A 14,740-nucleotide genomic window follows, 5' to 3' on the forward strand; every position below is an offset into this window, starting at 1 on the left:
GACAGGCTGAGCGGACTATCCTCACTTCAGAAAACGCAGGGAACCGTCATGCCGCTGACAGAAATTCTAGCGATTACAGGGCTTGGCCTCGGGGCGGCGATGGGGCTGGGCGCCCTCCTTGTGCCCGAATGGGCTTCGGGTATCGTCCGCCTCAAGGCAGATCCGGCGAAGGGCGGGGGCTATTCGGAATTCCGCGCCACGTATGGCGGCCTCCTCTTCCTGGTTCATGCTATGGCGCTGGGCATTGTGCTGGCCACCCCGCCGGCGGGCTCTGCTCTCGCGGTAATGCCGATTGCGGCGGGATGGTTTGGCGCAGCGTTTGGCCGGGTGGTTTCGCTGCTGTTTGACCGCTCGAAACTCGGCGATACGCGCATCCTCCCGATCTGGATGGCCACTGAGGTGGCGCTCGGCCTTGCTATTGGCGCGCCAGTCCTGCAATTCCTCGGCTGAAGCTACATAGAAAGACACCGCCATGACGGAGCGTCGCGAGACGGCCCGCCCGAACCGGAAACCTTCCGGCGCGAAACGGCCAGCCCCCTCCCATAAACCTGCTGCCGCCCCGGCCGACTGGTCGGAAGGCGAGCGCATCGCCAAATATCTGGCGCGGGCAGGCATTGCCTCCCGCCGCGAGGTCGAACGCCTGATCGAGGCGGGCGAAGTGACCGTCAACGGCCAGAAGCTGACATCCCCTGCCTTCAAGGTGACCGGCAAGGAGCTGATCAAGGTTGGCCGCAAGACGGTTCGGGCGCCCGATGCCAGCCGCCTCTGGCGCTATCACAAGCCCGCTGGCCTGATCACCACCACCAACGATCCGGCCGGCCGGCGCACGATTTTCGACGAACTGCCCAAATCCCTGCCCCGGACCGTCACCGTTGGCCGGCTCGACCTGACCACCGAAGGCCTGCTCCTCCTCACCAATGACGGGGAACTCGCCCGCTTCCTGGAGCTGCCGAAATCGGCGCTCGAGCGCACCTACCGCGTCCGCGCCAAAGGCACTGTCACGCAGCTGAAGATCGACGAACTGGCCAGCGGCATCACAGTCGAGGGCGTGAAATACCAGCCGATCAAGGCGGTGTTCGACCGGGAAATGGGCGCCAACTCCTGGCTGACCGTGACGCTGACAGAGGGCAAGAACCGGGAAGTGCGCAAGGCGCTGGAATCGGTGGGCCTCACGGTGAACCGCCTGATCCGGGTGAGTTATGGCCCGTTCGTGCTGGCAGATCTGAAACCCGGCCAGGTGGATGAAGTGCCCTCCGACCTCCTCGAAGCGGCGCTGGCAGAGCTTGGCCATAAGGTCGATTCTGCGCCCGCCAAGCCTGCTCCTGCCCCTAAGTCACGCCTTGGCAGGCGGGGGCCTTCGACTAGAGTGAAGGGAAAGCGGGCCTAGATCCGCACCCAACGCTCTGGAGGAACTCCTATGTCCGATACAGCTGTGCTGGCGGTTCCGCCGGACACAAAGAAAGACCCTGCGCGCCGCATGAGCGAAGCAGCGGCCGCCACCTGCGACCAGATCGTCACCCCGGCCGTCTATGCCGACCAGGCGGCGCTGGACGCGGCTTTCAAGCGGCTGCGCGCCGAAGATCCGCTGGCCTGGTGCGAGCCTGAAGGCTTCCGTCCCTTCTGGGCGGCCACCAAACATGCCGACATCATGGACATCTCGCGCCAGAACCAGCTGTTCACCAATGGCCAGCGCGAAATGCTCTCCTATCATGAGGCGGAGAAGGGCGTTTACGCCAAATTCGGCCAGCCCCACCTTCTGAAAACCCTCGTCCAGCTGGACGATCCGCTTCACTACAAGCTGCGCCACCTGAGCCAGGAATGGTTCATGCCGCAGAATGTGAAGAAGCGCGAAGACGCCATCAAATCCATCGCCAAGCAGTATGTTGACCGGATGGAAGACCTGGGCGGGGAATGCGACTTCCAGCGCGATGTGGCGCTCTATTATCCCCTGCGCGTGATCATGCAGATCCTCGGTGTTCCGGAATCGGATGAACCGATGATGCTGAAACTGACGCAGGAGATTTTCGGCGCGCAGGATGAAGACCTGATGCGCGACAAGTCCCTCGCCGAGGAGCGCGACGTGGAAAAGGGCCTTGCCTCCATCCAGGCAACGCTGGCCGAATTCTTCATGTACTTCACGAGCATCACAGCCGACCGGCGCGCCAACCCCAAAGATGATGTCTCCACCGTCATCGCCAATGGCACGGTGGATGGCGAGCCGATCGGCCAGCTGGAAGCGATGAGCTATTACATCATCGTGGCCGCCGCCGGCCATGACACAACCAGCGCCTCGACCGGCGGCGGCGTGCTCGGCATGCTGCAAAACCCATCCGAGCTGAAAAAGATGATGGCCGATCCGAAAGCCATCTCGCGCACCGCTGTGGACGAGGCCATCCGCTGGACGACGCCGGTGAAGCATTTCATGCGCACCGCGCAGGATGACTATGAAATCCGGGGCAAGAAGATCCTAAAGGGGGAGAGCGTTCTGCTCTGCTATCCCTCCGGCAACCGGGATGAGGACGTCTTCGACGATCCCTTCACCTTCCGCGCAGACCGCTCGCCCAACAAGCTGATCTCCTTCGGCTATGGCGGCCACATGTGCCTTGGGATGCACCTTGCCCGCCTCGAAATGCAGGCGATCTATGAGGAGCTGTTCAGCCGCGTGAAATCGATCGAGCTTTCCGGAGAGCCGAGCTTCATCAAGGCCAATTTCGTCGGCGGCCCGAAATCCATCCCGGTACGGTACAAGTTCTAGTCAATCGCCTCCCTGGGGGAGGCGCCATCACAGTGAGCAGCATCCATGACGCTTCTGAATGTCACCGACACCTATCAGGTTGAAAGCCCGCCGAAGGAGCCAAAATTCGGCAAGGCTTACGCCCTTACGCGCCCCTTGGACCTGACCCAGCCGACGGTTTTTTCTGACCATGGCGGGTATACGCATGAGGCTTTCGACGCCATGCGGGAAAATGCCCCCGTCATGTGGCACCCGGAAGATTATGGCGCGGGCTTCTGGGCGGTTACGTCCTATGATCTGGTGAAGAAAGTCGAGCTGGCACCGGAAACCTTCTCGTCCCAGAAAGGCGGTATCCTGATGAATTACGGGATGGAAGGCACGCCCCGCCATCCACTGCTGCATTCATCTTCCCTGAACTCACTGATCAATCTGGACCGCCCCTACCATACGCCGCTCCGCATGGAGCATATGGCCTATTTCCGCGCGGACTTTGTTACCGAACTTCGCAAGCGGGTGGACGTGGAAGTCAATCGCCTGCTCGATGCCATGGAAAAGCAGGGGCCCGTGGTCGATATGGTGGAGATGTTCTCGGCCGAACTGCCGCTTTTCACGCTCTGCGAAATCCTCGGCGTGCCGCCGGCCGACCGGCCGAAACTCGTCCACTGGATGCACTTCCTGGAGACCTCGCAATACCAGGCCCAGCAGGAAGGCCTCGGCAATGTGACCCCTGAGCAGATCATGACCTTCATGACCGAAATTCAGGCCATGTTCGAATATGGGCGCTATCTGCTGGATGAGCGCCGCAAAAATCCGCAGCCGGACCTTCTCTCCGCCATCGCCAACGTACAGATTGATGGCAAGCCGCTCTCGCCGGAATTCCTGGATGGTTCCTGGCTGCTGATCGTCTTTGCGGGGAACGATACCACGCGCAACTCCCTCTCGGGAACCATGCGCCTGCTGACGGAAAATCCGCATCTGCGTGACCAGCTCAAGGAGAAGCCCGAGCGCTTCCCGAATTTCGTGCATGAGGCCATCCGCATGGTCACCCCCGTCACCTATATGCGCCGCACCGCCACGCAGGACACCGAACTGGGTGACCAGAAGATCGCCGCGGACGAAAAGATCGTAATGTATTATCCGGCCGCCAACCGCGACCCGGCAAAGTTTGCCAATCCCAACACATTCGACATCGACCGCGCCAACGCCAAGGAACACCTTTCCTTCGGCCACGGGCCGCATGTCTGCCTTGGCCAGCGTGTGGCGAACATGCAGCTGGAATCGGCCTACCGGAACATTCTTGGCCGCTTCCCGAATGTGCGCTGGACCGGTGAGCAGACCATCGCGCCCAACAACTTCGTGCATGCGATCTCGTCGCTGATGGTGGATCTCGGCAAATGAGCGTCGTTCTCCGCGAAGACCGCGATGGCCTGGCCATTCTGACGCTGAACCGCCCGGACAAGCTCAACTCGCTTACCGTGGGCATGTTTGAGGAGCTGCGCAAACATGTGCTCGCGCTCTACAAGGACGACTCCATCGGCTGCGTAGTATTGCGCGGCGCCGGGCGGTGTTTCTCCGCCGGGCATGACCTGGCCGATATTGCCGAAGGCGAAGCTGTGCCCTCGCGAGGCTGGCATTCGGAAACTCTCCGTCTGATGGAGCGCCTGCCCAAACCGGTCATCGCTGCCGTGCACGGGCATTGTTATACCGGCGCCCTGGAAGTGGCACTGGCGGCCGATTTCATCATCGCCGCCGAAAGCGCAAAGTTTGGCGACACCCACGCCAAATGGGCGCTCACCCCGATCTGGGGCATGAGCCAGCGCCTGCCCCGGCGCGTCGGCATTGCCACCGCCAAGCGCCTGATGTTCACCGCCGAAATGTTCGGCGCCGCCGAGGCGCACCGGATTGGCCTTGCAGAACTCGTTGTTCCGGATGCGGAATTTGACGCCGCCATCGACAGGATCGCCCGTCAGATCCTCGCCAACTCGCCCTTCAGCCACGCCGCCAACAAGCGCCTTCTGGAGGCGACAGACGCGCGGGATATGGACAGCGGCCTGCAATGGGAAATACTTAACAATGAGGGTGTAGGCCCGGACATGCAGGCTCGCATCGGCGCATTCATGGGGAAAGGCCGTAGCTGAGCCCCAAAAAAGGGGACAAGACATGGCTGACTTTCTGATCCGTCGCGGCAATCTGCGTGACACGAGCTGGGCCGAAACGCCTGTGGCTCCGCTGGCTGATGGCCAGGCCCGCCTCAAGGTCGATGCCTTCGCGCTCACAGCCAACAACGTCACCTATGCCACCTTTGGCGAGGCGATGGGGTATTGGAACTTCTTTCCCGCTGCGGACCCGGCCTTTGGCCGCGTGCCGGTCTGGGGCTTTGCGACCGTGACCGAGTCGAAAGCCGAGGGCGTCTCGCCCGGCGCGCGGGTCTATGGCTATCTGCCGGTCTCCGAACAGTTCGACGTTTCGCCTATCCGCGTCAGCGCGGCGAGCCTCATGGACGGCGCCGCCCACCGCCAGGGCCTCGCGCCGATCTACAACACCTACATCTTCAACGCCGCAGACCCGTCCTACAATCCTGCTTTCGAAGCCCAGCAAATGCTGTTCCGCCCGCTGTTCACCACCGGCTGGATGATCGACGACTGCCTGATGGAAACGGGCGCGGACATTCCCGAAACCGTCGTCATCTCCTCTGCTTCATCGAAGACGGCCCTGGCGCTTGCCCATTGCCTGAAACAGCGGGGCGCCGTGGAAGCCATCGGCCTCACCTCACCGGCCAACAAGGCCTTTGTCGAAGCCTCCGGCCTCTATGCGCGCACCACCACCTATGACGAAGTCGACAGTCTGCATGCCCGCGGCCTCACCGCCTATGTGGATTTCCTTGGCCGCCCGGCGCTGACAGCCGATGTCCACCACGCCCTGAAAGACCGGCTGGTGCGCAGCCTGGTGATTGGCGTGACAGATTGGGAAGGCAACCGCGCGCCGGTGGAGGCGCCCGGCCCCCAGCCTGAATTCTTCTTTGTGCCAACATATGCCGCCGAGCGCGCCAAGGCGCTGGGGGCGGATGAACTCAACGCGCGGACGGGCAAGTCACTGGCGGGTTTCTACGCTGCCTCGTCAAAATACCTGACGCCAGAACATCAGAAGGGCCGCGCCGCCATCGAGACCGCCTGGCGCCAGACGCTGGACGCCAAGGTCTCCCCGTCGACCGGCCTGATCCTCAGCTTCTGAGGCTTCAGCGCGGCTTTACCGTGAACTCGGTCCGGCGGTTGCGGGCGTGCGCCTCAGCCGTCGAGCCTGTGTCGATCGGACGGCTTTCGCCATAGCCCACCGCTTTCAGCGTCTCTTCGGGCAGCCCCTTGCCGATCAGATAGGCGCGCAGGGCATCGGCCCGCTCTTGCGAAACGCGCAAATTATAGTCGTCGGCGCCGCGTGTATCCGTATGCGTACCAATCTCGATCTCGAAGGCCCGGCAGAGCATGGCAACCCCGCCCAGCGCATCAACCAGCGGCAGGCTGACCGGGGAGATATTGGCATTGCCGGTGCCGAACTGAATGACCCGGTCTCTGGAGGTCGCATCGAACGCCGCCTGGCAGCTTTCCGCCGTGGTCAACTGGCCCGCCAGCGCCGCGAGCGGTACGCCAAGTCCCTCTTCGCCGCCCTCAACCGAAATACCGTCCACGACCAGCATACCGGCAGCCCCTGCGCGCGGATGCCCCTCAATGGCGGCCACACCGGCAGCAAGGCCCTGCGTCTTGGCGCCGGCGTCCGGCGCTGTGCCGGTCACCACGGCCACCTGGTCGCGCATGGCGATGCCAAGCCAGTCAATTCCCGCAGCCTGCAGCCCGGTCTGAATTTCCTGTGCCCAGAGCGCGGGATTATTGGCGGCGAGTTCCGGAGGCGTTGTGCTCACCAGGAGGCGGCCATCCCGCATCTCGTACATCCCGTCCGCAATCGGCACACATTCGTCTCCGCCCGCCATTGAGGCGGTTGGGGCCGCCGCACGGGTAGAAGCAGGGGCCGTGTCGCTACAGGCACCCAGCGTCAGAAACGCGGCCGAAACAAGCAGGCAGGAGCGGATAGCCATGACTTTCCTCACAGGGGTAACGCCGGCGCGGGCAGGATTTACCATCATAAATGCATAAGCGGTGCAGCCCCCGCCGTCAAAGCGGGAGGCTGCGCCCCTGCCGCCCTGCAAGTTACTTGCCGGACTTGTAGACCTCTCCGCCCTTCATCACGAAGTCGACCGTCTCAAGCACGCGGATGTCCTTCAGCGGGTCTTTGGTCACTGCAATCAGATCGGCATATTTGCCCGGCTCCAGGGTGCCGATGTCCTTGGCCATTTCAAGGTGCTCGGACGCCACGACCGTCGCTGACCGGATGGCTTCTTCGGGAGAGAACCCAGCCTCAACCATCAGCGCAAATTCCCGGGCATTATCCCCGTGGCGCGAGACGCCGGTATCCGTGCCAAAGGCCACCGCCACACCGCCCTCATGCGCCCGGCGCAGCATCTCCAACATCAACGGCCCAACCTGCGCCGCCTTGGCGCGTGACGGCGCCGGCAGCCAGGGCTCATTCGTCCAGCCGGTTACCGTCGCCCCTGCCAGCACGGTGGGCACGAGAATGGCGCCGCTTTGCCTGAACAGCGCAATCGACTCGGCATCCAGGTACGTGCCGTGCTCGATGGAATCGATGCCGGCGCGCAGCGCAGCATCGACCCCGCTCTTGCCATGGGCATGCGCGGTCACCTTGCGGCCCATCTTGTGGGCGGCGTCCACAATGGCGGCCAGCTCCTCATCGGTGAATTGCTGTTCCAGCCCCGCAGCGGTGTTGGACAGTACCCCGCCGGTCGCGGTGATCTTGATGAGATCGGCGCCTTCCTTGATCTGCTGGCGCACAGCCCGGCGGCAATCATCAGCGCCGTTGCAGATGCTGCTGCCCGTGAAGGCCGCCATCACGCGCGAGGAATAGCCGTTGATGTCTCCATGCCCGCCGGTGATGGCCACACTGCTTCCGGAGGCACGCATGCGCGGCCCCGGCACAGCGCCGCGCGCAATGGCATCGCGCAGGCCGAAGATGGAATCGTTGGGCGCGCCCACATCCTGAACCGTGGTGAACCCCGCTTTCAGCGTCACCAGCGCAAAAGCAGCGCCATCAAAGGCGGTGTCGACCTCGGAATCCTCGAAATCCTTGATACGGCCACCCGGCCCGTTCTCGCTGGTGATGTGCACATGGCTGTCGATCAGGCCCGGCAGCACATAGGCGTCTCGCAGATTGATCACGGTATAGTTCTTCGGCGCCGAATAGCCGGCCGTGATCGACACGATGCGGCCATCTTCCACGAGGATTGTCTGGCGGGTCAGATAGCCCTCGCCCGGCTTGGCGAGCACATGGCCGGCATGGATGACGGCATCCTCGGCGACAGCCGGGGCTGATAGGATGAGCGCGCCGAGCGCGGCGGCAATCAGTTTCTTCACGGGTAATCCCTCCCAGAGATATGCCGCGCAGGGTAGCGCCTCTTACCGCCGATGCAATTGCCCCCCGCGCGTCAGGCGAGGCGTTCCTTGGGATATTCGGGATAGCTCGCCTTCATCACGCCGTGGTTGAGCAGCATCTCGGCCACCTGCTTCTGGCCGGAGGCATCAAAGATGCGCGTGCGGATCCAGTAATTCTCCACCCGCCGCGATTCGGAAAGCGCCACGACCTCACGGCGCAGCACATATTCCTCGCCCACGAAAAGCGGTCCCTCGATCATCCGGATTTCCAGATCGGCAAAGAGGCCAATGCTCGGATGTTTCACCGGGAAGCGGGCGGCATGGCTGGAATAGTTGGCCAGCACGCTGACCATTTCGAGCGGCACCACCGGGCGCCCCCAGGGCGAGCCGCCGGCGTCGGAATACATCGGGTCATTCTCGGTGATCACGGCCAGCTTCTCCGCCAGAGAGAAGGGGTAAAGATCACCCATATTCTGATCCGGCCCCATCCGCACACGTTCTTCGGCGGCGCCTTGCAGGCCAACTTTCATGTCCGCCAGGATGACGAGATCACTCGCCGGGCGCAGCGCCTTCATCCGCGCCTCCAGCAGCGTCTCGCCATGGCCCGGGCCCAGCGAGGCGCTCGCCTCCAGCACGGGCGTGCCATCTTCCTTGAAGGCGCGTGCCGCCGTCCGCGTGGCGCCCGGCGCTGGCTTGTCAATCTCGGCACGGACTTTCTCGCCATCGAACACCATGTTGAGGAAATGGCAGGAAAAACAGCCCCGCTCAAACCAGGCCTGTCCCCAGACGTCCGCCAGCAGCGGCACGAACTGCTGGAAATGCGTCGGCCCTTCGATGGGGCCCGCCTTGATGCCAAGGCGCGCGGCTTCTGCGTCATCATGCAGGGATTTGTGGCCACCATATTTCTGCTCGGTCAGCATGTTGACGGGGCTGCGCAGCGGGCCTTTGAGAATTTCGGTCATAATATCTCCCTTTTGATCGATCCTGCCATGTTCAGGCTGCCGGGTCACGCCTTGCCGCGCCCCATGAAACGCATACTCAGAAAGGACAGCGTCACCAGCAAGGCCGAGAGTATCAGCGCCAGCCGTGTCGTCCCATCCCAACCGGCCTGCTCGTACACAAAGGTTGCGCCCCAGCTGGCAAGGCCGCCACCGATGAACATCAGCACGATATAAGCCGTCATCAGCCGGGTCCGCACACCGGGCGGCTGGCTCAGGAACGTCATCCGCCCCGTTACGTCAATCAACGGGCCGACAACGTTCATCAGCGTCAGCGGGATAATCAGCAGCCAGAGGCTGTGCCCGAAAACCCCGAGCAGACAGACACCGCCAAACTGCACCAGAGAAATGAGGAAGCGCGCCTTCCGGGCGCCCACCCGGTCTGCCCAGGCGCCCAGCGGCGCCGTTGTCATCAGGTTCAGCAGCGCCAGCGCCGCCAGATAGCCGACCGTATCGGTGCCATAGCCCATCTCGGGGCTGGTGAGATGAAGCCCCAGCGTCAGCCAAACCGACAGGAAAATGCCAAAGCCGAGCCCCTGGATCACGCCGGAGAGCACCACTTCGGGATGCCGCCGCACAATCGGGATGACCGAGAGGACAAGACTGAAATAATTCTCTGCCGGGCCTTCTGCAGCGGATTTCTCACGCCCCTCCATGATCCGTGGAAGGAGCAGGGTGATCGCCAGCATGACACAGGCGGCGATGTAGTAGACCGTTCTCCAGCCCAGATGCTCACCCACCCAGCCAGCGCCCACGCGGGCGATCAGGATACCGGCGATCACCCCGGTCGTCAGCGTCGCCGTCACCTGGCCGAGGCGCCGAGGCTCCACCCGCTTGGAGGCATAAGCGGGCAGAAGATAGGGCGTAATCGTCGAGAAGCCCAGGAAAGTCGATCCGGCCACGAACAGCCAGAAGCTGCCCGCAAAGGCCATCATCATCAGCCCAAGGAACTGCCCGGCGGCAAACACGGTCGCCAGCTGACGGTTGCTGAACCGGTCGCCCAGCGGCAGCAGCACGAAAATCCCGATCGCCAGCGCAATCTGGTTCAGCGCGGGCACCAGACCGATGCCCGATGGCGAAACGCCAAAATCCTTCGCCACAAGCGCGATGATCGGATGGATGTAGTAGGCGTTTGCCGTAACAACGGCGCTTGCCAGCGCCAGCAACAGCAAATCCCGGCGTGTCAGCAGCCGCCGGCCCCCTTCCGGAACCGGCGGGCTGGAAGGCTCAGGCCTCACCCCGGCATGCCGGCGCGGCGGGCATATTCATAAGCGAACCGCGCCAGCGGCACCACGCGGGCTGCATTCGACTCGGCATTCGCGCTGTTGGCAGTGCCATCGCGCACGCGGCCGATGATCCCCTGAAGGATGCCGGCCAGGCGGAAGGCATTGTAGGAGAAGTAATAGTCGAGTTCCGGCAGGCCCTTGCGGCCGGTATGCTCGCAGTAAAGGCCCACATATTCTTCCATCGTCGGAATGCCCCAGGCCTTCAGGTCCGGGATCGCCATGATCGAGCCGCGCGCCGAATCCCCCGGCGGCATCACCCAGTTCATCAGATGGTAGGAAAAGTCCGCAATCGGATCACCCAGCGTAGACAGCTCCCAGTCGAGTACCGCGATCACCTTCGGCTCGGTCGGATGCAGGATCATGTTGTCGAGGCGGTAGTCCCCGTGAACAATCGTCGTCGTGTCGCCCGGCGGAATGTTCCCCGGCAGCCAGTCGATCAGCTTTTCCATCTCCGGAATGTGGATCGTCTCGGAGGCCTTGTATTGTTTCGTCCAGCGGTGGATCTGGCGGGCAACATAATCGCCCTCCTTGCCGAAGCCTTCCAGGCCCGCTTTCTTCCAGTCCACATTGTGCAGGTCCGCAAAGGTCTTCACCTTGGCTTCATAGATCGCCCGGCGCTCGGCCGGTTGATACTCCGGCAGCGTGCCATCCCACAGGATGCGGCCTTCCACACAGTCCATCACATAGAATATCGTGCCGGTAACGCTCTCATCCAGGCACAGGCCGTAGGGGCGGGCCACCGGATAGCCGAGCGGGTAGAGGGCGTTGATGATCGTGAACTCGCGGTCCACCGCATGTGCGCTTGGCAGCAGCTTGCCCGGCGGCTTGCGGCGCATCACGTATTTCTTCTTCGGCGTGATCAATTGATAGGTCGGGTTGGACTGGCCACCCTTGAACTGGCGCACCACCAGCGGGCCTTCATACCCCTCGACATTCGCTTCCATCCAGGCAGCCAGCTTGGTTTCGTCAAAACGATGCGACTCGGCGACTTCCTTGGTGCCGGAATACAGGTCTTGTGCGGTATCGCCCTCTGCCATTTTGGTCTCTCTCAATTCTGCCGGATTCTGTATGGATACCATACAAGTCCGCGCCGCCCCGCCAAGACCTGCCGCCACGTCGCGTCACCTTTTCAGGATACCAGGATGAGAACCGCATTCCGTTTTTGCGCCTTGATCTTTCTGATCTTTTCCAGCGCCGGGTTGAGCGCGCAGGCAAAAATGCTCGATCCGGACGGGCTCATACGCCCGGAACTGCTGGAACGCGCCCTCGTTGCGATGGAAGCGCACGCCCGCGATGGCGGCAGCAGCGGAAAGCTGGTGATCGTCGATTATGGCCAGCATTCCAGCAAGAAACGGCTGCATGTCATCGATCTGGCAACGGGCGCCGTCTCGGCCTATCGCGCCGCCCATGGCATGGGCACCGACAAGGATCATGATGGCTATCTCGACGGTTTCTCCAGCCTGCCCGGTTCACAGGCGAGCAGCGAAGGCACCTTCCGTTTCGCCGAGGAATATACCGGCAAACATGGCCTGTCCTTCCGCCTCGATGGGCTGGACAAAACCAACAGCACCTCCCGTGAGCGGGCAATCGTCGTCCATGCCGCCGACTATGCAGAGCCCGCCTTCCTTACCCGCCATGGCAAGCTCGGCCGGTCGAACGGATGCATCGTGTTCTCGAAGGACGACTTGGCCCGGTTTGCAAACGAAGTGCCCGCGGGCACGCTGATCTTCGTCGGCAAATAACGCCGCCTATTTCGCTTGATCAGCCCCGCCCGAGGCGGCTAAACCCCGGCCATGACCGATACACCTCCCGACCGTCTCTCAATCTATCCCAACAGCCCGTACTATGACTATGACGTGCTGGTGCGCGGCATTGGCGTGCGCTTTCGCGGCGAAGAGAAAACCACCGTCGAGGAGTATTGCATCTCCGAGGGCTGGATAAAGGTCTCCGCCGGCAAGGCAGTGGACCGCAAGGGCCGCCCGATGCAGCTGACCCTGAAGGGGCCGGTCGAGGTCTGGTTCAAGGACGAGGAAACCCAGGGCTAAGCCGGTTCCGGCCCCAGCATGTCCTCGCAATGCGCCTTATGCTGCGCGCGGATCTGTTCCAGGGCCTTGTGGATCATCGCCCGGTTCTTGTCATACATCAGTTCCAGCGTGATGCCGCGCAGCGTGAGGATCAGCACGCGGGCATGCACCATTCCCGCCTCAACATCCTTCACCCCGGCGGCAATCGCCGTGGCGCGTGTATCCTGATCGATCTCCGCTTCCACCCGCATGCCGATGGGCCGCAGCGCTTCGCCCAGCGCCGCATCCCAGCGTGAAGCGAGCAGCGCTTCTGTCACAGCGGCGCCTTCGGGAATATTCTGGGTTTCCCAGAAAAGATCGCACATCGCGCGGTAGCGGGCGGCCGGATCGGGGATCTGACGCATCAAGCCCCGCGTGTGCGCCATCATCTGGTCCATTGCCGCTTCCACGGCGCCGGTGATCAGCGCGATCCGCGTCGGGAACTGGTGCAGCACAGACCCGCGGCTGACGCCTGCCCGCTCCATCACCGTTTCGATGGAGGTGGCGGCATAGCCCCGTTCACACAGGCATTCGATCGCGGCAAGAATGAGCTGCCGGCGCGTTTCTTCGCCCCGCCGCGTCCGCCGGGGCCGCGCCGCCAGCGCGTGCGGCAGCGGATCGCTCCTGTTGTCCATTCCCATCACGACTGCGCTCCCCACTCGTCATCCTGGCTATCCGGCCCGAAAATAGTCAACATTGACTACTTTTCTGACCATGATATTAATTTTCCAGCTTGCCGCGTTGCCGGGCGCGGCGCCAGAGGCTTTTCGAAGCCATAACAAGAAATCATCCGGCACGGGAGGAACACATGACTGCAACTGCCGCCACGGAACCGTCTGCCAATACGGGCGCCGGTATGGAAATTTTCCGCTTTGCCTCTGCGCCCACGCTGGACGAGACAGGCCATATGGAAGTGGCCGATCTCAATGAAGAGATGCAGGCCGGCATCGGCGGCGCGCTGGAAGCCGGCTTTGCTGAAGGCAATGTTGTGAAAACCCTCTTCTCCCGCCCCGGCTTCAGCCTCACCTATGCCTGGTTCAAGAGTGGCTTCCCGCTTCCTCTGCATACGCACAACGCCGATTGCCTCTATTATATCGTCGCCGGCTCGCTGCAGCTCGGCACGGAAAAGCTGGGCGCGGGCGACGGCTTCTTCATTGGCAAGGACAAGGCCTATCGCTACACGCCCGGCCCGGAAGGCGTCGAGGTGCTGGAATTCCGCAGCGAAGAGAATTTTGACATCAAGTTCCTGGCCAAGACGCTGCCCGCCTGGGCGAAGATCACCGATGTGATCAAGGAGCGCCGCCCGGCCTGGGCCACCGAAGCCCCGCCCAGCAGCGCGCAATAGGCGAGCCTCACATGACCCGGAAAAGATTTGAGAACAAAGTCGCCGTCATCACCGGCGCTGCCTCCGGCATTGGCGCGGCCACCGCCCGCCTGCTGGCCCGCGAAGGCGCCCATGTGGTGCTGGCGGACCTGAACGACAATGGCGGCGCCTCCATCGCCGCTGACCTTGGCGCTACGGCCATGCCCGTCAAATGCGACGTCTCCAGCGCCGCCGATATCGAAGCGCTCATCAAGGCGGCAGTGGATCGCCATGGCCGTATCGACATCCTCTTCAACAATGCCGGCATCGGCAGTTTTGGCACCAGCGTCGAAGTTCAGCCTGCGGAATGGGAACGTGTCATCGCGGTAGACCTGCACAGCGTCTATTACGCCTGCCACTTCGCCATTCCCCACATGCCGCGCGGCAGCGCCATCGTGAATACGGCCTCCATTTCCGGCATGGGCGGGGACTACCGCTTCGCCGCCTATAACGCCGCCAAGGGCGCCGTGATCAACTACACCCGCGCCCTCGCGGTGGACCATGCCCGCGACGGTATCCGCGTCAACGCGCTGTGTCCCGGCCTCGTCGATACACCGATTACTGCCGGCGCCCAGCAATTGCCGGGCCTGAAGGAAGAATGGGAAAGCCGCATTCCGCTGGGCCGCGCGGCGCAGCCCGAAGAGATGGCCAGTGTCGTCGTCTTCCTGGCTTCGGAAGACGCCTCCTATGTTACCGGAACCATCATGGTGGCCGATGGTGGCACCACCGCACACACCGGCCAGCCGGAAGTCGCCCGTTTCGCCCTTCCGCCCCAGAGCTGACCTGCAGCAAGCATCAGGA

Annotated in this window: 16 protein-coding genes; 10 read left to right on the plus strand and 6 right to left on the minus strand. The window is 62.8% G+C overall.

What is annotated here, in order from left to right; all coding sequences use genetic code 11:
• The first annotated feature begins 48 nt into the window (after positions 1-48).
• From ACQKI2_RS13590 to ACQKI2_RS13615, 6 genes are read left to right on the plus strand one after another with little or no spacing between them, the layout of a single operon-like run.
• Positions 49-450, plus strand: coding sequence for a hypothetical protein (locus ACQKI2_RS13590; protein WP_427380138.1), 402 nt, complete (start codon positions 49-51; stop codon positions 448-450).
• Positions 451-472: 22 nt separating this feature from the next.
• Entirely contained in the window at positions 473-1,387 is a 915-nt protein-coding gene (locus ACQKI2_RS13595) for a pseudouridine synthase (RefSeq protein ID WP_427380139.1), read from the plus strand.
• Between the two features lie 30 nt (positions 1,388-1,417).
• On the plus strand, positions 1,418-2,755 hold the full coding sequence (locus ACQKI2_RS13600; RefSeq protein WP_427380140.1) for a cytochrome P450: 1,338 nt from the start codon (positions 1,418-1,420) through the stop codon (positions 2,753-2,755).
• 45 nt (positions 2,756-2,800) lie between these two features.
• Complete coding sequence (locus ACQKI2_RS13605; protein ID WP_427380141.1) at positions 2,801-4,132, plus strand: cytochrome P450; 1,332 nt, start codon at positions 2,801-2,803, stop codon at positions 4,130-4,132.
• Positions 4,129-4,872, plus strand: coding sequence for an enoyl-CoA hydratase/isomerase family protein (locus tag ACQKI2_RS13610; protein ID WP_427380142.1), 744 nt, complete (start codon positions 4,129-4,131; stop codon positions 4,870-4,872). The genes ACQKI2_RS13605 and ACQKI2_RS13610 overlap by 4 nt, the downstream gene beginning before the upstream one ends.
• A gap of 22 nt (positions 4,873-4,894) precedes the next feature.
• Positions 4,895-5,965: a DUF2855 family protein gene (locus ACQKI2_RS13615; RefSeq protein ID WP_427380143.1), complete on the plus strand. Its 1,071-nt coding sequence runs from the start codon at positions 4,895-4,897 to the stop codon at positions 5,963-5,965.
• Positions 5,966-5,969: 4 nt separating this feature from the next.
• Here the strand turns inward: ACQKI2_RS13615 and ACQKI2_RS13620 are convergent, their stop codons facing one another.
• The 5 genes from ACQKI2_RS13620 to ACQKI2_RS13640 all read right to left on the minus strand — a co-directional run bounded on the left by ACQKI2_RS13620 (position 5,970) and on the right by ACQKI2_RS13640 (position 11,550).
• Positions 5,970-6,821, minus strand: a complete 852-nt coding sequence (locus tag ACQKI2_RS13620) for an OmpA family protein (RefSeq protein ID WP_427380144.1) — start codon at positions 6,819-6,821, stop codon at positions 5,970-5,972.
• A 112-nt stretch (positions 6,822-6,933) separates the two neighbouring features.
• Positions 6,934-8,211, minus strand: coding sequence for an amidohydrolase family protein (locus ACQKI2_RS13625; RefSeq protein WP_427380145.1), 1,278 nt, complete (start codon positions 8,209-8,211; stop codon positions 6,934-6,936).
• 71 nt (positions 8,212-8,282) lie between these two features.
• Entirely contained in the window at positions 8,283-9,191 is a 909-nt protein-coding gene (locus ACQKI2_RS13630; RefSeq protein WP_427380146.1) for a hypothetical protein, read from the minus strand.
• A 44-nt stretch (positions 9,192-9,235) separates the two neighbouring features.
• Complete coding sequence (locus ACQKI2_RS13635; protein WP_427380147.1) at positions 9,236-10,465, minus strand: MFS transporter; 1,230 nt, start codon at positions 10,463-10,465, stop codon at positions 9,236-9,238.
• The gene (locus tag ACQKI2_RS13640) at positions 10,462-11,550 is read right to left on the minus strand and encodes a phosphotransferase family protein (protein WP_427380148.1); all 1,089 of its coding nucleotides are present in this window, start codon (positions 11,548-11,550) and stop codon (positions 10,462-10,464) included. The genes ACQKI2_RS13635 and ACQKI2_RS13640 overlap by 4 nt, the downstream gene beginning before the upstream one ends.
• A gap of 105 nt (positions 11,551-11,655) precedes the next feature.
• On the opposite strand from ACQKI2_RS13640, the gene ACQKI2_RS13645 reads away from it, so the two are divergent.
• Complete coding sequence (locus ACQKI2_RS13645; RefSeq protein ID WP_427380149.1) at positions 11,656-12,255, plus strand: murein L,D-transpeptidase catalytic domain family protein; 600 nt, start codon at positions 11,656-11,658, stop codon at positions 12,253-12,255.
• Between the two features lie 51 nt (positions 12,256-12,306).
• Positions 12,307-12,558 carry a DUF3297 family protein gene (locus ACQKI2_RS13650; protein WP_427380150.1) on the plus strand — a complete coding sequence of 84 codons (252 nt, stop codon included), beginning with the start codon at positions 12,307-12,309 and terminating at the stop codon, positions 12,556-12,558.
• Here ACQKI2_RS13650 and ACQKI2_RS13655 read toward each other — a convergent pair.
• Positions 12,555-13,217, minus strand: a complete 663-nt coding sequence (locus tag ACQKI2_RS13655; RefSeq protein ID WP_427380151.1) for a TetR/AcrR family transcriptional regulator — start codon at positions 13,215-13,217, stop codon at positions 12,555-12,557. The genes ACQKI2_RS13650 and ACQKI2_RS13655 overlap by 4 nt on opposite strands.
• Before the next feature lie 167 nt (positions 13,218-13,384).
• Here ACQKI2_RS13655 and ACQKI2_RS13660 point away from each other — a divergent pair, with 167 nt between their 5' ends.
• Both ACQKI2_RS13660 and ACQKI2_RS13665 read left to right on the plus strand, forming a co-directional pair.
• Positions 13,385-13,921 carry a cupin domain-containing protein gene (locus ACQKI2_RS13660; protein ID WP_427380152.1) on the plus strand — a complete coding sequence of 179 codons (537 nt, stop codon included), beginning with the start codon at positions 13,385-13,387 and terminating at the stop codon, positions 13,919-13,921.
• A gap of 11 nt (positions 13,922-13,932) precedes the next feature.
• Positions 13,933-14,721 (plus strand): SDR family NAD(P)-dependent oxidoreductase, encoded by a 789-nt coding sequence (locus ACQKI2_RS13665; RefSeq protein WP_427380153.1) that lies wholly within the window; start codon positions 13,933-13,935, stop codon positions 14,719-14,721.
• Positions 14,722-14,740: the final 19 nt, after the last annotated feature.

Origin of the sequence: Hyphomonas sp. NPDC076881 (assembly GCF_050269995.1) — a bacterium.
Taxonomy (GTDB): domain Bacteria; phylum Pseudomonadota; class Alphaproteobacteria; order Caulobacterales; family Hyphomonadaceae; genus Hyphomonas.